The organism is Frateuria sp. sgz306004 (genome assembly GCF_057750885.1).
The window spans coordinates 63,757-83,212 of record NZ_JBYLFE010000009.1 but is presented as its reverse complement, the minus strand read 5'-3'; the positions used below and the strand labels follow the sequence as shown (position 1 = coordinate 83,212).

Below are 19,456 nucleotides of genomic sequence, written 5' to 3'. Positions count from 1 at the left end.
ACCGTTCTTTTTAGAGGTTTAAGTCATGGCAAAGGGTAAATTCGAACGCACCAAGCCGCACGTCAACGTCGGCACGATTGGTCACGTGGACCACGGCAAGACGACGCTGACGGCAGCACTGACCAAGGTGGGTGCAGAGCGCTTCGGTGGCGAATTCAAGGCGTATGACGCGATTGACGCGGCGCCGGAAGAAAAGGCACGTGGTATCACGATTTCGACGGCTCACGTCGAATACGAATCGCCGACCCGCCACTACGCACACGTGGACTGCCCGGGCCACGCCGACTACGTGAAGAACATGATCACGGGTGCGGCGCAGATGGACGGCGCGATCCTGGTGTGCTCGGCCGCTGACGGCCCGATGCCGCAGACGCGCGAACACATCCTGCTGTCGCGCCAGGTGGGCGTGCCGTACATCGTCGTGTTCCTGAACAAGGCCGACATGGTGGACGACGCCGAGCTGCTCGAGCTGGTCGAGATGGAAGTGCGCGAGCTGCTGAGCAAGTACGACTTCCCGGGCGACGACACCCCGATCATCAAGGGTTCGGCTCTGAAGGCGCTGGAAGGCGACCAGTCGGAAATCGGCGTGCCGGCGATCATCAAGCTGGTGGACGCGCTGGACACCTACATTCCGGAGCCGGTGCGTGCGATCGACAAGCCGTTCCTGATGCCGGTGGAAGACGTGTTCTCGATCTCGGGCCGCGGCACCGTGGTGACCGGTCGTATCGAGCGCGGCATCATCAAGGTCGGTGACGAAGTGGAAGTGGTCGGTATCCGTCCGACCCAGAAGACCACCGTGACCGGCGTGGAAATGTTCCGCAAGCTGCTGGACCAGGGTCAGGCTGGCGACAACGCGGGTCTGCTGCTGCGTGGTCTGAAGCGCGACGACGTGGAGCGTGGTCAGGTGCTGGCGAAGCCGGGCACGATCACCCCGCACACCGATTTCGAGGCCGAGGTGTACGTGCTGTCGAAGGACGAAGGTGGTCGTCACACCCCGTTCTTCAAGGGCTACCGCCCGCAGTTCTACTTCCGTACGACGGACGTGACCGGTGCGGTGCAGCTGCCGGAAGGCGTCGAGATGGTGATGCCGGGTGACAACATTAAGATGGTTGTCACCCTGATCCACCCGATCGCCATGGACGAAGGCCTGCGCTTCGCGATCCGCGAAGGCGGTCGTACCGTCGGCGCCGGCGTGGTGGCTAAGGTCATCAAATAAGTCGCCAGGTCGCCACCCCTCGGGTGGCGACTCGCGCGGACACTGGATCGGTGATTCGCCAGGCATATTCAGCCGAGGGAAGGCTTAGGCACTTCCCTCGGGACTGATTGGAAGGTATAGTTTCACGCTTGCCTGTCGTCGGCCCGGAAAAAGGGGCGGCGACCTTACAGCGAAATGAGGCACAGGAAGTGCTTCGAGTTCGCTGGCCGGGATGGCCAATACGCAAGAAAGGGCTTGGGCGACGAAGCGTTACGCTTTGTTGACCTGGCCATTTCGCGCGTTTTATACTTTTACGTCTGGGCGGGCCCTTTTTGGAGCCTGCCTAGTCTTTTAGGGTCGATTTGGTGGCGTGTTGTCGCTTGCCGCCATCGACTTGCAGTGACACAGCGACAATGGGTTGTGCGGGCAGGCGAGAAGCCTGTCCGGTTCACAGAATTTGTTCTTTCGATAACAGGACACGGTTTATGGCGAACCAAAAGATTCGCATCCGGCTCAAGGCGTTCGATCATCGTCTGATCGACCGTTCGGCCAGCGAAATCGTCGAGACGGCCAAGCGCACCGGCGCAACGGTTCTCGGCCCGATTCCGCTCCCGACCAAGATCGAGCGCTACACCATTCTGGTGTCGCCGCACGTCGACAAAGATGCCCGCGACCAGTACGAAACCCGTACGCACAAGCGCGTGCTGGACATCGTCGACCCCAACGACAAGACCGTGGACGCGCTCATGAAGCTTGATCTCGCCGCTGGCGTTGACGTTCAGATCAAGCTCGGTTGAGCGATAGACAGGATACGAAGATGAGTATCGGACTGGTTGGCCGCAAGTGCGGCATGAGCCGACTCTTCACTGAAGACGGACGCTCGATCCCGGTGACGCTGATTGAAGCGACGCCGAATCGCGTTACGCAGTTGAAGACGGAAGATAACGATGGTTACAGCGCTGTGCAGGTCGCGGCGGGCGTCAAGCGCGCCAGCCTGCTGACCCAGCCGCTGAAGGGTCACTACGCCAAGGCCAAGGTTGAGCCGGGTCGTGGTCTGTGGGAGTTCCGCGTGTCCGCCGAGGACCTCGGCAAGTACAGCGTGGGCGCCGAGATCAAGGCTGACGACGTGTTCCAGGTGGGTCAGATTGTTGACGTCGCCGGCGTGTCGAAGGGTAAGGGCTTCCAGGGCACCATCAAGCGCCACAACTTCACCATGGGTGACGCTACCCACGGTAACTCGCTGTCGCATCGTGCGCCGGGTTCTATCGGTCAGCGTCAGACCCCGGGTCGCGTGTTCCCGGGCAAGAAGATGGCGGGCCACATGGGTGCGGTGAACCGTACGCAGCAGGGCCTGGAAGTGGTCAAGGTCGACGCCGAGCGTCATCTGATCGCGGTGAAGGGCGCGGTGCCGGGTGCTACCGGCGGCGACGTCGTCATCCGTCCGACGACCAAGGGTTGAGGAGAGACGCCATGGAATTGAATGTCATTGGCGCCAAGCCGCTCAGCGTGTCGGACGAAGTGTTCGGCGGCGAGTTCAAGCAGGCCCTGATTCACCAGGTGGTTGTGGCCTACCAGGCCGGCGGTCGCGCCGGTACCAAGGCCCAGCTGTCGCGTGGTGAGCTGTCGGGTACCACCAAAAAGTTCAAGAAGCAGAAGGGCGGCGGCGCTCGTCACGGCGACTACCGCGCTCCGATCTTCGTGGGCGGTGGTGTCACGTTCGCAGCCAAGCCGCGCAATTACGAGCAGAAGGTCAACCGCAAGGCTTACCGTGTCGCGTTGCGCTCCATTCTTTCGGAGCTGAACCGGCAGGGTCGTCTGAAGGTGGTCGAGAGCTTCGGCATCGACACCCCCAAGACCAAGGCGATGGTCGCCAAGCTGGCCGAACTGCAGGTTTCCGGCCGCGTGCTGCTGGTGTCGGAAGACGCCAACGAAGCCACCTTCCTGGCTGCGCGCAACATCCCGTACATCCACGTTGTGGACGTGCTGGCGCTGAACCCGGTCAGCCTGGTCGGTTCGGACCACATCGTCATGACCGTCGATGCGGTGAAGAAGATCGAGGAGTGGCTGGCATGAGCAACGAACGCATCCTGAATACGCTGCGCGCGCCGCACATCTCGGAGAAGGCTGCCCGCATCGCCGAGAAGAACCAGTACGTATTCGTGGTTGCCCCCGAGGCAACCAAGGCCGATGTCCGCGCGGCGGTGGAACAGATGTTCGACGTCAAGGTCGAGCAGGTGAACCTCGTTAACGCCAAGGGCAAGGTCAAGTCCTTCCGTTTCCGCGCTGGCAGCCGCCAGGGCAAGCGCAAGGCCTACGTTCGCCTCGCCGATGGTCAGACCATCGACGTGTCGTCCAAGGCCTGAGCCAGGAGTTGAATTGAGATGGCACTGATCACTCATAAGCCGACCTCCCCCGGCCGTCGCGACGCAGTCAGCGTGCGCACCGAGGGTCTGCACAAGGGCGCGCCGTACGCGGCGTTGACCGAGGCAAAGACCAAGAACGGCGGTCGCAACCATTATGGTCGCATCACTGTTCGCCACCAGGGTGGTGGTCACAAGCAGCGTTACCGCATCATCGACTTCAAGCGTGACAAGGAAGGCATTGCCGCCCGCGTCGAGCGCATCGAGTACGATCCGAACCGCACCGCGCACATCGCGCTGCTGTGCTACGCCGACGGCGAGCGCCGCTACATCATCGCGCCGAAGGGCGTGCAGGTGGGCGACCGCCTGGTGTCGGGCAGCGACGCGCCGATCAAGGCTGGCAATAGCCTGCCGCTGCGCTCGATCCCGGTCGGTTCGACCGTCCACTGCATCGAGATGAAGCCGGGCAAGGGCGCGCAGATCGCTCGCTCCGCCGGTGCCTCGGTCCAGCTGGTAGCGCGCGAGTCGGGTTACGCCACGCTTCGCCTGCGTTCGGGTGAAATGCGTCGCGTGCCGGTCGACTGCCGCGCCACCGTTGGCGAAGTCGGCAACAGCGAACACAGCCTGAAGAAGCTCGGCAAGGCCGGTGCGAAGCGCTGGCTCGGCATCCGTCCGACCGTTCGCGGTGTCGTCATGAACCCGGTCGACCATCCGCATGGCGGTGGTGAAGGCCGCACCTCCGGTGGCCGTCATCCGGTCAGCCCGTGGGGTACGCCGACCAAGGGCTACAAGACCCGCAACAACAAGCGCACGCAGCAGTTCATCGTGCGTCGTCGCAAGTAATAGGAAACGACTATGCCGCGCTCTCTAAAGAAAGGTCCGTTCGTTGACCTGCACCTCGTAAAGAAGGTGGAAGCCGCCGTTTCCGCCAACAACAAGCGCCCGATCAAGACCTGGTCGCGTCGCTCGATGATTCTCCCGGAGATGGTCGGTCTGACCATCGCCATCCACAATGGCCGTCAGCATGTCCCCGTGCTGGTCAACGAGAACATGGTCGGGCATAAGCTCGGCGAGTTCGCCGTGACCCGCACCTTCAAGGGCCATGGCGGCGACAAGAAGGGCAAGTGATGAGCACTGAAGCCAAAGCGATCCTGCGTAGCGCCCGCATTTCGGCGCAGAAGGCACGCCTGGTAGCTGACCTGGTCCGCGGTATGCCCGTGGGCCGTGCCAGCGACGTGCTCGCATTTACCAACAAGAAGGCTGCAGCCATTGTTCGCAAGGTGCTGCTGTCGGCCGTCGCCAACGCCGAGAACAACCTCGGTGCTGACGTGGACGAGCTGAAGGTCTCGCGCATCTTCGTGGACGAAGGTCCGGCGATGAAGCGCATGTACGCCCGCGCCAAGGGCCGCGGTTCCCGCATCCTGAAGCGCACGAGCCACATCACTGTGGTCGTTGGCAACTGACAGAGGACGTAGACGATGGGTCATAAAGTTCATCCCACCGGTATCCGCCTCGGCATTGCCAAGGACTGGAACTCGAAGTGGTACGCCAATAAGGGCGAATACGCCCAGTACCTTGCGGCCGACCTGAAGGTCCGTGAGATGCTGCGCAAGAAGCTGGCCCAGGCCGGCATCTCCAAGATCCTCATCGAGCGCCCGGCCAAGACCGCGCGCGTGACGATTCACACCGCCCGTCCGGGCGTGGTGATCGGCAAGAAGGGCGAGGACATCGAGAAGCTGCGCAAGGAAGTCAGTGACCTGATGGGCGTTCCGGCGCACATCAACGTCAGCGAAGTGCGCAAGCCCGAGATTGATGCGCAGCTGGTGGCCGAGTCCATCGCGCAGCAGCTCGAGCGTCGCATCATGTTCCGTCGCGCCATGAAGCGTGCTGTCGGCAACGCGATGCGCCTTGGCGCCCTGGGCATCAAGATCAATGTCTCTGGCCGTTTGAACGGCGCTGAGATTGCTCGTTCCGAATGGAGCCGTGAAGGTCGCGTGCCGCTGCACACGCTGCGCGCTGACATCGACTACGGCACCGCCGAAGCTCATACGACCTACGGCGTTATCGGCATCAAGGTGTGGATCTACAAGGGCGAGATCTTCGATCTGTCCCAGATCAACCAGGAGTCGAAGGAAGAGCAGTCCCAGCCGCGCCGTGAAGGTGGCGAGGGTCGTCGTGAATCGCGTCGCGAGGGCGGTGAAGGCCGCCGCGAGCGGACGGCGAAGTAAGGAGAGTTGCCATGCTGCAACCCAAGCGAACCAAATACCGTAAGCAGTTCAAGGGCCGCAACGACGGTCTGGCCTTCTCCTCGAACCTCGTCAGCTTTGGCGAGTTCGGCCTGAAGGCCACCACGTTCGGAGCGCTGACCGCGCGCCAGATCGAGGCCGGTCGTCGCTGCATCACCCGCTTCGTGAAGCGCGGCGGAAAGCTGTGGATCCGCGTGTACCCGGACAAGCCCATCACCAAGAAGCCCATCGAAGTTCGAATGGGTGCCGGTAAGGGTGGCGTCGAATACTGGGTCGCTCCGATCCAGCCGGGCCGCATGCTCTATGAAATCGAGGGTATCGACGAGGCTTCGGCACGCGAGGCGTTCCGCCTGGCCGCTGCCAAGCTCTCGGTCCAGACCCAATTCGTGACCCGGGCGGTGATGTGATATGGCCATCAAAGATCTGACCAACAAGACGGCCGAAGAGCTGAATAAGCACCTGCTGGACCTGCGCAAGGAGCAGTTCAACCTGCGCATGCAGAAGGGCACCGGCCAGCTCAACCAGCCGCACCAGCTGCGCCGCGTTCGGCGCGACATCGCCCGCACGAAGTTCGTGCTCGGCGGCAAGAAGTAAGGGACGGCCGATATGAGCGACAATCAAAAGCAGACGCGCACCCTCGAGGGCCGCGTCATCAGTAATAAGATGGACAAGACCGTGACGGTCCTGATCGAACGCCAGGAACAGCATCCGCTGATCGGCAAGATCATCCGCCGCTCGACCAAGCTTCACGCGCAGGACGACCTGGGCGCGAACGAGGGTGACGTGGTCCGCATCGCGGAATGCCGTCCTCTGTCCAAGACCAAGCATCACCGCGTGGTCGAAATCGTCACGCGCGCTAACGTCTAAGGGAGGGTGCAGACATGATCCAGATGCAAAGCACGCTTTCCGCGGCCGATAACAGCGGTGCCCGTGAACTGATGTGCATCAAGGTGCTCGGCGGCTCCAAGCGCCGTTACGCCGCGATCGGTGACGTGATCAAGGTCACCGTAAAGGATGCCATCCCCCGCGGCAAGGTGAAGAAGGGCGAGGTGTACAACGCCGTGGTGGTTCGTACCGCCAAGGGTGTGCGCCGTCCCGATGGCTCGCTGATCCGTTTCGACGGCAACGCAGCGGTCCTCCTCAACAACAAGCTCGAGCCGATCGGCACCCGTATCTTCGGACCGGTCACTCGTGAGCTGCGCAGCGAGAAGTTCATGAAGATCGTCTCCCTCGCGCCCGAAGTGCTCTGAGCGGAGACAAGACCATGAACCGTATCCGCAAGGGTGATCAGGTCATCGTGATCACTGGCAAGAACAAAGGTCAGCGCGGCGACGTGCTGCGCGTTGAGGGCGACCGCGTGGTCGTCTCCAACGTGAACCTGATCAAGCGTCACACCAAGCCGAACCCGCAGGCCAACCAGGCTGGCGGCATCGTCGAGCGTGAGGCTTCGATCCATATCTCCAACGTCCAGCTGTTCAACTCCGCCACGGGCAAGGGTGAACGCGTTGGCGCCAAGACGCTCTCTGATGGGCGCAAGGTGCGCGTGTTCAAGTCCAACGGCGAAGTTGTGGACGCGTAAGGAATCAACGTTATGACGACGCGTCTCGAAACGTTTTACAAAGAGCAGGTCATCAAGAAGCTCACCGAGCGTTTTGGTTACCAGAACGTGATGCAGGTTCCCCGCATCACCAAGATCACGCTGAACATGGGCGTGGGCGAAGCCGCCGGCAACAAGAAGGTGCTCGAGAATGCCGTGGCCGACATGGCCAAGATCTCGGGCCAGAAGCCGATCCAGACCAAGGCCCGCGTGTCGGTCGCCTCGTTCAAGATCCGCGACGGTTGGCCGATCGGTTGCAAGGTCACCCTGCGCCGCGCCCAGATGTGGGAGTTCCTGGATCGCCTGATCAACATCTCGCTGCCCCGTACCCGCGACTTCCGCGGCGTGTCGGGTCGCGCCTTCGATGGCCGTGGTAACTACAACTTCGGCATCAAGGAACAGATCATCTTCCCGGAAATCGACTTCGACGCCGTCGACGCGATGCGTGGTATGGACATCTCCATCACCACCACCGCCAAGACCGACGAAGAAGCCAAGGCGCTGCTGGAAGCCTTCAGCTTCCCGTTCCGCAACTAAGAGTCGCGAGAGACACATGGCCAAGACCTCGATGGTTAACCGCGACCTCAAGCGGACCAAGCTCGCCAAGAAGTACGCCGCCAAGCGCGCCGAACTGAAAGCGATCGTGCTGAGCCCCACCGCCTCCTACGAGGAGAAGATGGACGCCCAGACCAAGCTGCAGAAGCTGCCGCGTGATGCCAGCCCGGTGCGTCAGCGCACCCGCTGCGTCCTCACCGGTCGCCCGCGTGCGGTTTACAGCAAGTTCGGCCTCGGCCGTAACAAGCTGCGCGAAGCCACCATGCGTGGCGACGTTCCTGGCCTGCGCAAGGCCAGCTGGTAAGACCCAAACAGGGCAGGGGCCGGCCATCGCCGGCCTCCGCTCGATGCGACGGTGGGCCTTAAGGTCTGCCGCCGTTGGCGCGAATACGCGCCGCTGTTCGCAAAGTCGGAAGAAAGCTGATATAGTCGTCCGTCTGCGTCTCGCAGGTCGGCAGGCTATGCCGGCTCACAACTCAAATTGATCTCCGGTTTTTCGGATATCGGTGCACTCTGAAGGAAGTTTTCATGAGCATGACTGATCCCATCGCCGATCTGTTTACGCGCATCCGCAATGCCCAGCTCACGGGCAAGCAGGCCGTAAGCATGCCGTCGTCGAAGCTGAAGGTGGCCATCGCCAACCTTCTTAAGAACGAGGGCTATATCCTCGACGCCAAGGCCTCCACTGCGGAAGGCAAGCCGGTGCTCGAGATCAAGCTCAAGTATTTCGAAGGCCGTCCGGCTATCGAAACCATTACCCGTGTCAGCCGCTCCGGCCTCCGCGTCTATCGTGGCAAGGACGAGCTGCCGAAGGTCCTTGGTGGCCTGGGTATCTCGATCATCTCGACTTCCGCCGGTCTGCTGACCGACGCGCAGGCCCGTGCTAAGGGTCTGGGCGGCGAAGTCATCGGCCAGGTCGCATAAGGAGCCGACGATGTCCCGCGTTGCCAAGAAACCCATTACCCTGCCGAAGGGCGTTGAGATTACCTCGAACGCCAATGGCATCTCCGTCAAGGGCCCGAAGGGCACCCTGGCGACCCACGCGCTGCCGGGCGCTTCCGTGTCCATCGACAACGGCGTGGCGAACATCGTGCTGGCTGACGGCGCCGACGACAAGTTCGGCGGCACTCTGCGTGCACTGCTGGCCAACATGGTCAAGGGCGTGTCCGACGGTTACGAGCGCAAGCTCGAGCTGGTCGGCGTGGGCTACCGTGCCTCCATGGCCGGCAAGTCGCTGAACATCGCCCTGGGCTTCTCGCATCCGGTCGTGTTCGAGGCGCCGGAAGGCATCACCATCGAAACCCCGACGCAGACCGAAATCCTGATCAAGGGTTCGGACAAGCAGCGCGTGGGCGAGGTGGCTGCCAAGATCCGCGGCTTCCGTCCGCCGGAACCCTATAAGGGTAAGGGCGTGCGCTACTCCGGCGAGAAGATCACCCTGAAGGAAGCCAAGAAGGCTTAATCGCCTATCCGCTTCCTGGAGAGAACACGATGAACAAGAACGAATCCCGCCTGCGCCGCGCCAAGTCCACTCGCGCCCACATCCGCAAGCTCGCCGTCGCCCGTCTGTCGGTGCATCGCACCGGCCAACATCTGTACGCTCAGGTGTTCGACGCGACCGGTCAGAGCGTCGTGGCCGCTGCCTCCACCGTGCAGAAGTCGGTGGCGGAAGGCCTCAAGGGCACCAAGAACCTGACCGCAGCTGCCGCTGTTGGTAAGGCTGTGGCTGAGCGCGCGCTGGCTGCCGGTATTGAGTCTGTGGCGTTCGATCGCTCGGGCTTCCGTTACCACGGTCGTATCAAGGCGCTGGCCGACGCGGCCCGCGAAGCCGGCCTGAAGTTCTAAGCCGGCTCGTGTCGGGTGCCGGGCTGTCCCGGCATTCGGCGCACGCAGTACCCACAACTCCAAGCGGCCCAGCCGCAAGTAAAAGTCCCGGCTCGCCGGGCATACGGAAAAGAACATGTCTTCTACCGATCGCGAAAATTCGGACGGCCTGCTCGAAAAGCTGATTGCCGTCAACCGCGTGGCCAAGACCGTTAAGGGTGGCCGCCAGATGAGCTTCACCGCGCTGACCGTTGTCGGCGACGGCGAAGGTCGCGTGGGCTTCGGCTATGGCAAGGCGCGTGAAGTGCCGGTCGCCATTTCCAAGGCCATGGACCGCGCCCGCCGCAACATGGTGAGCATCGACCTGAACAACGGCACCCTGTGGTACGCCATCAAGGCCAACCACGGTGCAGCCCGCGTGTTCATGCAGCCGGCTTCCGAGGGTACCGGCGTCATCGCCGGTGGTGCCATGCGCGCCGTGCTCGAAGTGGTGGGTGTGAAGAACGTGTTGGCCAAGGCTGTCGGTTCGCGCAACCCGATTAACTTGGTGCGCGCCACCATCAAGGGCCTGCAGGCCGTTGCCTCGCCGAAGCAGATCGCTGCTAAGCGCGGCAAGACCATTGAAGAGGTGTTGGGCAATGGCTAAGAACAACGAAACCGCCGCCACCGTGCGCGTGCGCCTGGTCAAGGGCCTGCGCGGTGTGCAGAGCCGTCATCGCCTGAGCGTGAAGGCGCTCGGCCTGAACAAGCTCAACGACGTCCGTGAACTGAAAGACAGCCCGCAGGTGCGCGGTCTGATCAACACGGTCTACTACCTGGTGCGGGTCGAGGAGTAAGCATCATGCGTCTTAATGACATCAAGCCGGCCGCCGGTGCCCGCAAGACCCGCCTTCGCGTCGGTCGCGGTATTGGTTCGGGCCTGGGCAAGACCGCTGGTCGCGGTCACAAGGGTCAGCACGCTCGCGCGGGCGGTACCCACAAGTTTGGTTTCGAGGGCGGCCAGATGCCGCTGCAGCGTCGCCTGCCGAAGGTTGGCTTTCGCTCGCTGAAGAAGGCCGAGAGCCAGGAAGTGTTCCTGTATCAGCTGGCCACCCTCAAGGCTGACGTGATCGATCCGATCGTCTTGCATCAGGCCGGTCTCATCGACAGCCGCGCCAAGAAGGTCAAGGTCGTCGCCAAGGGCGAGATCGGCCGTGCCGTGAAGCTGTCGGGTGTGTTGGCTACGGCCGGCGCCAAGGCAGCGATCGAAGCTGCCGGCGGCAGCGTGGAGTAATCACGTGGCGTCAGCCCAGGGCACATCGCTCGGATCGCTCGGCAAGCTGACGGAACTGCGTCAGCGCATCTTCTTCGTGATTGGTGCGTTGATCGTTTTCCGTCTCGGTTCCTTCATCCCGGTTCCCGGTGTCAACCCGGAAGCCATGACGAACCTCATCGAGCAGGGCGGCGGCCTGATGAACATGTTCAACATGTTCTCGGGTGGCTCGCTGGCACGCTTCTCGGTGTTCGCGCTCGGCGTGGTGCCGTACATCTCTGCATCCATCGTGGTGCAGATGATGGGCGCGGTGATCCCGAGCCTGCAGGCATTGCGCAAGGAAGGTGAGGCAGGTCGTCGCAAGATGACTACCTACACCCGCTTCGGTACGGTGGGTCTGGCTGCATTTCAGGCGTTCGGCATCGCGGTGGCCCTGCAGAAGCAGGTCTCGATGGGCGGTGCACCGGTGGTCTATACGCCGGGTATGGGCTTCATCATGGCATCGGTCGTTGGCCTCACGGCTGGCACCATGTTCCTGATGTGGCTGGGCGAGCAGATCACCGAGCGCGGCATCGGCAACGGCATTTCGCTGCTGATCTTCGCTGGTATCGTCGCTGGTTTACCGGGTGCGGTTGCGCACACGCTGACCATGGCCAGCAATGGCGAGCTCTCCGTGATCAAGATGATCATGGTGGCGGGCCTGATCCTCGCGGTGACGGCGTTTGTGGTCTTCATGGAGCGTGCACAGCGTCGCATTACCGTGAACTACGCGCGGCGTTCCGGTGGGCAACGTGCCTACATGAATCAGACCTCGCACTTGCCGCTGAAGATCAACATGGCGGGTGTCATTCCGCCGATTTTCGCGTCAAGCTTGCTGATGTTCCCGGCTACCGCGGCGACCTGGTTTAGCGCCGGTCACCAGTCGCGTTGGCTCACGGAGCTGACCCAGGCGCTGACCCCGGGCGAACCCCTGTATGACATTGTCTTCGCGGTGCTGGTGATCACGTTCGCCTTCTTCTATACGGCGATCGTGTTCAACTCCCAGGAGACCGCGGACAACCTCAAGCGCTCCGGCGCCTTGATCCCAGGTATCCGCCCAGGCCGTTCCACGGCCGATTACATCGATAACGTGATGACCCGTCTGACCGGTGTCGGCGCCCTCTACCTGGTGCTGGTCTGTTTGGTCCCATCGTTTATGCAAAAGGCTTGGCATGTCCCGTTCTACTTCGGCGGCACCTCTCTGCTGATCGTCGTGGTCGTGGTGATGGATTTCACTGCTCAGGTGCAGGCGCACTTGGTCAGTCACCAGTATGAAAGCCTGCTCAAGAAGGCCAACCTCCGCCGCAACTGATGGCTGCTGGGGCTGTGGATAGTTGGTCGAAATCGGAGGGCGGCGGCACCCCTGGTGCCGCAGGGCTTTCCTGTTGGGAAAATTACGGTTAGAATTGCGCGTTTACCGCGCACGAAACGCATCGGAGAAAGTACATCATGGCGCGCATCGCGGGTGTCAATTTGCCGGTCCAGAAGCATGTCTGGGTTGGCCTGCAGAGCATTTATGGCATCGGCCGCAGCCGGGCCAAGAAGGTCTGCGCGGACGCAGGCGTGGTTCCCACCACGCCAATCAAGTCCCTCAGTGAGGGAGAGGTGGAGAAGATCCGCCACGAAATCAGCAAGTACGTGGTTGAGGGCGACCTTCGCCGTGAAGTCGGTATCGCTATCAAGCGTCTGATGGATCTGGGTTGCTACCGCGGTCTGCGTCACCGCCGTGGCCTGCCGGTGCGCGGCCAGCGCACGCGTACCAATGCACGCACCCGTAAGGGTCCGCGTCGCGCGATCAAGAAGTAACGGACACCGAACATGGCCAAGCCTGTCAAGACCAAGAAGAAGATCAAGCGCGTTGTCACGGATGCCGTGGCCCACGTGCAAGCCTCCTTCAACAACACCATCGTCACCATCACCGATCGCCAGGGCAACGCTCTGTCGTGGGCGACTGCCGGCGGCGCGGGTTTCCGCGGTTCGCGCAAGTCGACCCCGTTCGCAGCTCAGGTTGCCGCCGAAAAGGCCGGTCGCGCTGCTGGCGATTACGGTGTGAAGACCGTGGAAGTTCGCATCAAGGGCCCGGGCCCGGGTCGCGAGTCGGCCGTGCGTTCTCTGAACGCCCTCGGCTACAAGGTCCTCAACATCATCGACGTCACGCCGATTCCGCATAACGGCTGCCGTCCCCCGAAGAAGCGTCGAGTCTAAAGGAGCATACCCATGGCCCGTTATCGTGGAGCTACCTGCAAACTCGCTCGCCGCGAGGGTGCAGATCTGAGTCTGAAGAGCCCGGCGCGCGCTATCGATTCGAAGTGCAAGCTGGAAAACAAGCCCGGCCAGCATGGCGCCAACAAGCGCATGCGTATGTCGGACTACGCGCTGCAGCTGCGTGAAAAGCAGAAGGTCAAGCGCATCTACGGCGTGCTCGAGCGTCAGTTCAGCAATTACTACACCAAGGCGTCGACCCTCAAGGGCAACACTGGTGAGAACCTGCTGCGCTTGCTCGAGAGCCGTCTGGACAACGTTGTTTACCGCATGGGCTTCGCGGTCACCCGCGCCCAGGCTCGTCAGCTGGTCAGCCACAAGGCTGTGCTGGTCAATGGCAAGAAGGTGAACATCCCGTCGTACCAGGTCCGTTCGGGCGACGTAGTTGCCCTGACCGAGCGCGCCCGCAGCCAGCTGCGCGTGCAGGAAGCCGCCACTGTGTTCGATACCATGGACTTGCGTCCGCAGTGGGTCGAGGTGGACAGCAAGAAGTTCGAAGGTACGTTCAAGGCGATGCCGGACCGCGGCGACCTGCCGACCGACATCAACGAGAGCCTGATCGTCGAGCTCTACTCGAAGTAATCAACCGGAGCCCTGCATGGCAGTTTCGTCAACTAGCGTGCTGCGGCCTCGCGGCCTCAGCGTCGAGCAGCTTGGTCCCAACCGCGCAAAGGTCGTGGTCGAGCCGCTCGAGCGTGGTTTCGGCCACACCCTGGGCAACGCGCTGCGTCGCGTGCTGCTCTCCTCGATCCCTGGCTCTGCCATCGTCGAGGTGGAAATCGATGGCGTGCTGCACGAGTACACCACTTTGGAAGGTCTGCAGGAGGACGTGATCGAAGTCCTGCTGAACCTCAAGGAAGTGGCGATTCGTCAGCACTCGGGTGACGAAGTCACCCTGACCCTGGCCAAGAAGGGCAAGGGCGTGGTCACCGCCGGCGATATCGCCGTCGATCACTCGGTGGAAATCATTAACCCCGAGCACGTGATCTGCCATCTGACCAAGGACATCGCGCTCAACATGCGCCTCAAGGTGCGTCGCGGCGTCGGCTACCAGCCGGCCAGCGCGCGCCAGCATCCGGACGACGAAGCTCGTCCGATCGGTCGCCTGCAGCTCGACGCGTCCTTCGCGCCGGTGCTGCGAGTGGCCTACGAAGTGGACGCAGCTCGCGTTGAGCAGCGTACCAACCTCGACAAGCTGGTGCTGGACATCGAAACCAACGGCACCATCGGTGCGGAAGACGCGGTTCGCAAGGCCGCCGAGATCCTCAACGACCAGCTGTCGGTGTTCGGTGACTTCTCGCGTCGCGAGAGTGCGACGGACAAGGCAGAGAAGGGCGGTTTCGATCCGCTGCTGCTGCGTCCGATCGATGATCTGGAGCTCACCGTGCGTTCGGCGAACTGCCTGAAGGCGGAGAGCATCTACTACATCGGTGACCTGGTGCAGAAGACCGAGGTTGAGCTGCTGAAGACCCCGAACCTGGGTAAGAAGTCGCTCACCGAAATCAAGGATGTGCTGGGCGGTCGTGGTCTCGCCCTTGGTATGAAGCTTGAAAACTGGCCGCCGCCGGGTCTTTCGCACGGTATGCAGCTGGGTTAAGCGTTTCGGCGATCAAATGATCGCCAGCGCTCCAAGTGTCATGGCGGGAGTGCTCAGCACTTCCGCCATGCGCTTTCAGGCGGTATCGATACCGCCCTCTAACAAGAGGCCTCGTTTCAAAGGGCCTTGCACAGCGGGTAACCGCGGGAAGTCGTCCATGTTGGCCGGCTTTTCATAACAACAGACTAGAGAGTTTTCGCCATGCGCCATCAGAAATCCGGTCGCAAGCTCAATCGCACGAGCAGCCATCGCGAAGCCATGTTCAAGAACATGGCCGCGTCGCTGATCAAGCACGAGCTGATCCGTACCACCCTGCCGAAGGCCAAGGAACTCCGTCGCGTCGCCGAGCCGCTCATCACGCTCGCCAAGACCGATGGCGTTGCCAACCGCCGCCTTGCTTTTGCGCGTCTGCGTGACAAGCAGGCTGTGGGCAAGCTGTTCGTCGAGCTGGGCCCCCGTTACCGCGAGCGTCCCGGCGGCTACCTGCGTATCCTCAAGTGCGGCTTCCGCCCGGGCGACAATGCGCCGATGGCGTATGTCGAGCTGGTCGATCGCCCACAGGGTGAGTCGGCAGCCGAGTAATTCGGTCGCTTCAAGTGTTTGCGAAACCCCGTCCGGGCAACCCGCCGGGGTTTTCGTTTTCTGGGCCTTGGCTCAGGTGCACAGGACGACGTGCTTCAAGGCACATGAGGCGTTCCGTCGTCGTCCTGGCAGGGCTGACAGGGTGCGGGCAAAGCGGGTAATGTCGCGGTCTCGCCACGTTGTCGTTGATGCTCATGAACCCTTTTCGCTGGTCGTATCGCACCGCCTATCTCACCGGTTTTGGCGTCTGTGTGGCCTTGCTGGCCTATGCGCTCTACGCGGAGCACGTGCTGGCGATGATTCCTTGCCCGCTGTGCATCTTCCAGCGGATCGCGTTCATGATCATGGGGGTCTTTTTCCTGATCGGCGGCGTCCATGCGCCGCGCGGTGGCGTACGCTGGGTGTACACGACAGGCGTCCTGCTGGGCGCGGTGGCCGGCATCATCACGGCGGGCCGCCACCTATGGTTGCAGACCCTGCCGGCGGATGAGATCCCCGCGTGCGGTCCCAATCTGGGCTACATGATGGACGCCTTTCCGTTTGCGAAGGTATTGAAGATGGTATTCACCGGCTCCGGCGAGTGCGCCAAGGTCGAGCCGGTCTTTGGCCTGCCGATGCCGGCGTGGACCTTGCTCTGGTTTGTCTTGCTGGCATGTTTCGCGGTGTGGGCGGCTGCGCGCCGGCCGGTCCGGGCGAGGCGCTGAATCATGTCCAGCAGCACATCGAAGTCGTCCATGATGTCCGCGGACTGGGCCCCGGCCAGCTGGCAGCAGCGACAGGCGTTGCAGCAGCCGTTCTACGAGGACGCCGCCGAGTTGGCGCGTGCCACCGGCCAGTTGGCTACCTTGCCTCCGCTGGTCACCTCATGGGAGGTCCTGGCGTTAAAGCAATCCCTGGCCGAGGCGCAGGAAGGCAAGCGGTTCCTGCTGCAGGGCGGTGACTGCGCGGAAAGCTTCGCCGATTGCACCAGTCCGATCATTTCGAACCGACTCAAAGTGCTGCTGCAGATGAGCCTAGTGCTGGTGCATGGCCTGCAGAAGCCGGTGTTGCGCGTGGGCCGTTTCGCTGGCCAGTACGCCAAGCCCCGCTCGGCCGATACCGAGTCCCGGGATGGCCTGACCTTGCCGAGTTTTCGCGGCGACCTGGTCAACAGCCCGGAATTCACCGAGGCGGCGCGCCGCCCGGATCCTCAACGCCTGATACAGGCGCACGCGCATTCGGCGCTCACCATGAATTTCGTGCGTGCGCTGATCGACGGCGGGTTCGCTGACCTGCATCACCCCGAGTACTGGGATCTGGCGTGGGTAGAGCACTCGCCGCTTGCCGCCGAGTATCGCCGCATGGTGGCGGCTATTGGGGACTCCCTGCGATTCATGGAAACCTTGGCGGGCCCCATTGCGGGCTTCTCCCGCGTGGATTTCTTCACCTCGCACGAAGCCTTGTTGCTGCATTACGAGGAGGCGCTTACGCGCCAGGTGCCTCGCCATCACGGCTGGTTCAACCTGTCTACGCACTTTCCGTGGATTGGTATGCGCACAGCGGCACTCGATGGTGCGCATGTTGAGTACTTCCGCGGTATCCGCAATCCCATTGCGGTCAAGGTGGGGCCTTCGGTAAAGCCGGAGCAACTGCTACCGCTGATCGATGCGCTCAATCCCGAAGACGAGCCTGGTCGCTTGACCTTGATCCATCGCATGGGCAACGCTCAGATCGGCAACGCGCTGCCACCCCTGCTGGATGCGGTCAGGCGTGATGGGCGCCGAGTGTTGTGGGTGGCTGACCCCATGCATGGCAACACGGAAACGACGTCCAACGGCTACAAGACGCGTCGTTTCGACAACATCCGCGGTGAACTCGACCAGGCTTTTGATATCCATGCGGCAGCCGGCACCCGCCTGGGCGGCGTGCATCTCGAGCTGACCGGTGAGGATGTCACCGAGTGCATGGGTGGTGCGCGCGATCTCAATGAAGCGGATTTGGATCGCGCATACAAATCGATGGTGGACCCGCGCCTGAATTATGAGCAGTCGTTGGAACTAGCGATGCTGATCGTGCGTAAGTCCGTCGGTGGTAGGCGGGCCTGAAGAGCGCCCGGTACTTTGGAACGTGCCGCTCATGCCAGGGACGCTGGTCAGCGTTAAGGGTAATTTCTTGCGACAATGTAAGCGCATGCGTTCATATTGAGTCGATGTTTTTCCGACAGAACGTCACTTAGGGGTTTCCGCAGGGGGGCGAAGCGCAATGGCTGGGGCAGCGAAGGACAAGCGAGGAGCAAAGCGGACTAGTTGGCCGAACGGTCTGCTGGGCCACGTTGCTGTGGTCGTCGCTTACATCGCTAGCTATTTCCTATTGCGGCAAGTCACCGTTTCGCACTGGAATCTGGTTACAGGGTTGCGTGTGGTGTGCATGTTGTTGGTGCCCACGCGCTACTGGCCCGCTCTGATTGTCGGTGAGCTTGTGCCTGTGGCCTATGCGGGATGGTCCAACCATGATCGTTTTGGTTGGCCCTGGGCGGCCGCGATGGCAGTACCCCCACTTTTGCTTGGCGCGCCGGTTTTCGCTTGGTGTCGGCGACATGTTTCATGGTTCCGCTCGGGGCGCGTCGATATGGCGGTCCTGTTGTCCTACGTGTTGCTCGCTGCAGTGTTGGGCGCGCTCGTCAACACAGTTGCGCTTGCGCTTGTCCAGATGCCTGATGGAAAGGCGCCCCCGGCCATTACTTCGCATATCGTCCTTAGCTATTTCCTGGGCGGATTCCTTGGAGCGCTGACGGTCGTTCCGATGTTCATGGCCGCCTGGATCTGGCGACCCCGGAGCCTGGCTGATGTTGCCACGAGTTTGCGCGGCAATTTTGCGCTTCACCTGCTCGCCGGCGTTCTACCGACGCTTTGCGTACTCGCCTGGATCGCGTTGCACATCGACAATGGGGATGTTGTCGAAGTGGCGCGGATGGCGATGTTCCTGCCCGTCGCCTGGATGACGCTACGTCATGGTTGGCAAGGTGCAGCAATGGCAGGAACGTTCGCCAGCGTGGCAGTGCAGCTTACGGAGACAGTGTTGGGCGAACCGTCCCTGATTCAGGCTCAATCGCTCATCGCTTTCGCTATATCGAGTCTGTTGATGCTCGGCTCGAAATTGGGGACGGACGTTGTTGCGAAGTTTGAAGATATCCGCCCCGACGGTGATGCCTGGCGCGGCCTGCAGCTAGCCCAGCAAGGCCTTTACCAGGAAGAGCAACGCTTGCGCCAGGTTGCTGAAACGCTGGAGCGTCTCGGGCAGAACGTGAGAGAGGGGCAGCAGCGGATGCTCGACCGGCTCAAGCCCATGCTGCCGGACATGGATCACACCTATGTGCGGCATCTGGACTTTACCCAGAGAGAGATGCATCGGCTGGCGAATGCGCTGCATCCACGCTCCTGGCGTGAGCGCGGGCTGGCCGCGACTTTCGTGGATGGTCCGCTGGCGCAGGCGGCATCGATGGTAGGGGCGCACTACCGCTGTGATCTGAGCGGCGATGGCCTGGGCCAGTTGGCGCCTGGTGTGCATATGATGCTTTACCGCCAGGCTTGCGAAGTGCTGGTGTATTTGCTGGCCCGTGAGCCGCTTCGCGGAGTGCGCTTGCAAATCCGTGGCGGCTGCACGCGTGGCCGTCGCTGGGTGGTATTGCGTGTGATGGCCGAGCGCATGGCTCCATCGCAGCGTGGTAAGTCGGTACCTGAATGGCGTCAGGTGGTGTCATTGCTGGGCACGAATGGCGAAGGCATGGCGACGATTTGCGAGCGCACGCAGATCTATGGCGGCGTTGTCCATGAGCATGAGACGTCCGAAACCCTGCGTATCTCCATGTTGCTTCATGATGCCTTGCGAGTGGAGTCATCCGAGTCATCCGGGCTCGGCTACGCTCGTCCTATGTCGGCCTAACTTCGTCTTTCCCGCCGTCACCGGGG

The 19,456-nt window shown here is 62.1% G+C and carries 31 protein-coding genes; all 31 read left to right on the top strand.

Annotated features, from left to right (window positions below; translation table 11 throughout):
• The first annotated feature begins 25 nt into the window (after positions 1-25).
• The 31 genes from tuf to AC3G2C_RS17795 all read left to right on the top strand — a co-directional run bounded on the left by tuf (position 26) and on the right by AC3G2C_RS17795 (position 19,430).
• On the top strand, positions 26-1,216 hold the full coding sequence (gene tuf, locus AC3G2C_RS17945) for an elongation factor Tu (RefSeq protein WP_488386003.1): 1,191 nt from the start codon (positions 26-28) through the stop codon (positions 1,214-1,216).
• 464 nt (positions 1,217-1,680) lie between these two features.
• Entirely contained in the window at positions 1,681-1,992 is a 312-nt protein-coding gene (rpsJ, locus tag AC3G2C_RS17940; RefSeq protein ID WP_014402136.1) for a 30S ribosomal protein S10, read from the top strand.
• 20 nt (positions 1,993-2,012) lie between these two features.
• Positions 2,013-2,654, top strand: coding sequence for a 50S ribosomal protein L3 (rplC, locus tag AC3G2C_RS17935; RefSeq protein ID WP_243039444.1), 642 nt, complete (start codon positions 2,013-2,015; stop codon positions 2,652-2,654).
• 11 nt (positions 2,655-2,665) lie between these two features.
• On the top strand, positions 2,666-3,268 hold the full coding sequence (rplD, locus tag AC3G2C_RS17930) for a 50S ribosomal protein L4 (protein ID WP_488386002.1): 603 nt from the start codon (positions 2,666-2,668) through the stop codon (positions 3,266-3,268).
• Positions 3,265-3,558 (top strand): 50S ribosomal protein L23, encoded by a 294-nt coding sequence (gene rplW / locus AC3G2C_RS17925; protein ID WP_488386001.1) that lies wholly within the window; start codon positions 3,265-3,267, stop codon positions 3,556-3,558. Before rplD ends, rplW begins: the two co-directional genes overlap by 4 nt.
• An 18-nt stretch (positions 3,559-3,576) precedes the next feature.
• Positions 3,577-4,398: a 50S ribosomal protein L2 gene (gene rplB / locus AC3G2C_RS17920; RefSeq protein WP_488386000.1), complete on the top strand. Its 822-nt coding sequence runs from the start codon at positions 3,577-3,579 to the stop codon at positions 4,396-4,398.
• Positions 4,399-4,410: 12 nt separating this feature from the next.
• A complete protein-coding gene (gene rpsS, locus AC3G2C_RS17915) occupies positions 4,411-4,683 on the top strand; it encodes a 30S ribosomal protein S19 (protein WP_017461870.1) in 273 nt (90 codons plus the stop codon).
• Positions 4,683-5,018 carry a 50S ribosomal protein L22 gene (gene rplV / locus AC3G2C_RS17910; RefSeq protein ID WP_488385999.1) on the top strand — a complete coding sequence of 112 codons (336 nt, stop codon included), beginning with the start codon at positions 4,683-4,685 and terminating at the stop codon, positions 5,016-5,018. The genes rpsS and rplV overlap by 1 nt, the downstream gene beginning before the upstream one ends.
• Positions 5,019-5,033: 15 nt before the next feature.
• The gene (rpsC, locus tag AC3G2C_RS17905; RefSeq protein WP_488385998.1) at positions 5,034-5,783 is read left to right on the top strand and encodes a 30S ribosomal protein S3; all 750 of its coding nucleotides are present in this window, start codon (positions 5,034-5,036) and stop codon (positions 5,781-5,783) included.
• Between the two features lie 11 nt (positions 5,784-5,794).
• Positions 5,795-6,208: a 50S ribosomal protein L16 gene (gene rplP / locus AC3G2C_RS17900; protein WP_488385997.1), complete on the top strand. Its 414-nt coding sequence runs from the start codon at positions 5,795-5,797 to the stop codon at positions 6,206-6,208.
• A 1-nt stretch (position 6,209) separates the two neighbouring features.
• Positions 6,210-6,395 carry a 50S ribosomal protein L29 gene (gene rpmC / locus AC3G2C_RS17895; RefSeq protein ID WP_019464891.1) on the top strand — a complete coding sequence of 62 codons (186 nt, stop codon included), beginning with the start codon at positions 6,210-6,212 and terminating at the stop codon, positions 6,393-6,395.
• A 12-nt stretch (positions 6,396-6,407) separates the two neighbouring features.
• The gene (rpsQ, locus tag AC3G2C_RS17890; RefSeq protein WP_199100441.1) at positions 6,408-6,668 is read left to right on the top strand and encodes a 30S ribosomal protein S17; all 261 of its coding nucleotides are present in this window, start codon (positions 6,408-6,410) and stop codon (positions 6,666-6,668) included.
• 14 nt (positions 6,669-6,682) lie between these two features.
• Entirely contained in the window at positions 6,683-7,051 is a 369-nt protein-coding gene (gene rplN, locus AC3G2C_RS17885) for a 50S ribosomal protein L14 (protein ID WP_038620422.1), read from the top strand.
• A gap of 14 nt (positions 7,052-7,065) precedes the next feature.
• Complete coding sequence (gene rplX, locus AC3G2C_RS17880; protein ID WP_488385996.1) at positions 7,066-7,380, top strand: 50S ribosomal protein L24; 315 nt, start codon at positions 7,066-7,068, stop codon at positions 7,378-7,380.
• Between the two features lie 12 nt (positions 7,381-7,392).
• The gene (gene rplE / locus AC3G2C_RS17875) at positions 7,393-7,935 is read left to right on the top strand and encodes a 50S ribosomal protein L5 (protein ID WP_488385995.1); all 543 of its coding nucleotides are present in this window, start codon (positions 7,393-7,395) and stop codon (positions 7,933-7,935) included.
• Between the two features lie 16 nt (positions 7,936-7,951).
• Entirely contained in the window at positions 7,952-8,257 is a 306-nt protein-coding gene (rpsN, locus tag AC3G2C_RS17870) for a 30S ribosomal protein S14 (protein ID WP_488385994.1), read from the top strand.
• A 224-nt stretch (positions 8,258-8,481) separates the two neighbouring features.
• Positions 8,482-8,877, top strand: a complete 396-nt coding sequence (gene rpsH, locus AC3G2C_RS17865; protein ID WP_488385993.1) for a 30S ribosomal protein S8 — start codon at positions 8,482-8,484, stop codon at positions 8,875-8,877.
• A 10-nt stretch (positions 8,878-8,887) separates the two neighbouring features.
• On the top strand, positions 8,888-9,415 hold the full coding sequence (gene rplF / locus AC3G2C_RS17860; protein WP_488385992.1) for a 50S ribosomal protein L6: 528 nt from the start codon (positions 8,888-8,890) through the stop codon (positions 9,413-9,415).
• 29 nt (positions 9,416-9,444) lie between these two features.
• Positions 9,445-9,798 carry a 50S ribosomal protein L18 gene (rplR, locus tag AC3G2C_RS17855; RefSeq protein WP_488385991.1) on the top strand — a complete coding sequence of 118 codons (354 nt, stop codon included), beginning with the start codon at positions 9,445-9,447 and terminating at the stop codon, positions 9,796-9,798.
• A 115-nt stretch (positions 9,799-9,913) separates the two neighbouring features.
• Positions 9,914-10,423 carry a 30S ribosomal protein S5 gene (gene rpsE / locus AC3G2C_RS17850; protein ID WP_019464883.1) on the top strand — a complete coding sequence of 170 codons (510 nt, stop codon included), beginning with the start codon at positions 9,914-9,916 and terminating at the stop codon, positions 10,421-10,423.
• Positions 10,416-10,613, top strand: coding sequence for a 50S ribosomal protein L30 (gene rpmD / locus AC3G2C_RS17845; protein WP_114239844.1), 198 nt, complete (start codon positions 10,416-10,418; stop codon positions 10,611-10,613). Before rpsE ends, rpmD begins: the two co-directional genes overlap by 8 nt.
• Before the next feature lie 5 nt (positions 10,614-10,618).
• Positions 10,619-11,050 carry a 50S ribosomal protein L15 gene (rplO, locus tag AC3G2C_RS17840; RefSeq protein WP_488385990.1) on the top strand — a complete coding sequence of 144 codons (432 nt, stop codon included), beginning with the start codon at positions 10,619-10,621 and terminating at the stop codon, positions 11,048-11,050.
• Positions 11,051-11,054: 4 nt separating this feature from the next.
• Complete coding sequence (secY, locus tag AC3G2C_RS17835) at positions 11,055-12,380, top strand: preprotein translocase subunit SecY (RefSeq protein WP_488385989.1); 1,326 nt, start codon at positions 11,055-11,057, stop codon at positions 12,378-12,380.
• A gap of 137 nt (positions 12,381-12,517) precedes the next feature.
• Complete coding sequence (gene rpsM, locus AC3G2C_RS17830) at positions 12,518-12,874, top strand: 30S ribosomal protein S13 (RefSeq protein WP_199100451.1); 357 nt, start codon at positions 12,518-12,520, stop codon at positions 12,872-12,874.
• A 12-nt stretch (positions 12,875-12,886) separates the two neighbouring features.
• Positions 12,887-13,273, top strand: coding sequence for a 30S ribosomal protein S11 (gene rpsK, locus AC3G2C_RS17825; protein WP_007513384.1), 387 nt, complete (start codon positions 12,887-12,889; stop codon positions 13,271-13,273).
• A 12-nt stretch (positions 13,274-13,285) separates the two neighbouring features.
• Positions 13,286-13,912, top strand: coding sequence for a 30S ribosomal protein S4 (gene rpsD / locus AC3G2C_RS17820; protein ID WP_488385988.1), 627 nt, complete (start codon positions 13,286-13,288; stop codon positions 13,910-13,912).
• Positions 13,913-13,928: 16 nt separating this feature from the next.
• Complete coding sequence (locus AC3G2C_RS17815) at positions 13,929-14,927, top strand: DNA-directed RNA polymerase subunit alpha (RefSeq protein ID WP_488385987.1); 999 nt, start codon at positions 13,929-13,931, stop codon at positions 14,925-14,927.
• Between the two features lie 201 nt (positions 14,928-15,128).
• Positions 15,129-15,509: a 50S ribosomal protein L17 gene (gene rplQ / locus AC3G2C_RS17810; RefSeq protein WP_488385986.1), complete on the top strand. Its 381-nt coding sequence runs from the start codon at positions 15,129-15,131 to the stop codon at positions 15,507-15,509.
• Between the two features lie 194 nt (positions 15,510-15,703).
• The gene (locus tag AC3G2C_RS17805) at positions 15,704-16,213 is read left to right on the top strand and encodes a disulfide bond formation protein B (RefSeq protein ID WP_488385985.1); all 510 of its coding nucleotides are present in this window, start codon (positions 15,704-15,706) and stop codon (positions 16,211-16,213) included.
• Positions 16,214-16,216: 3 nt separating this feature from the next.
• Entirely contained in the window at positions 16,217-17,593 is a 1,377-nt protein-coding gene (locus AC3G2C_RS17800) for a class II 3-deoxy-7-phosphoheptulonate synthase (RefSeq protein ID WP_488385984.1), read from the top strand.
• A 157-nt stretch (positions 17,594-17,750) separates the two neighbouring features.
• The gene (locus tag AC3G2C_RS17795; RefSeq protein WP_488385983.1) at positions 17,751-19,430 is read left to right on the top strand and encodes an MASE1 domain-containing protein; all 1,680 of its coding nucleotides are present in this window, start codon (positions 17,751-17,753) and stop codon (positions 19,428-19,430) included.
• Positions 19,431-19,456: the final 26 nt, after the last annotated feature.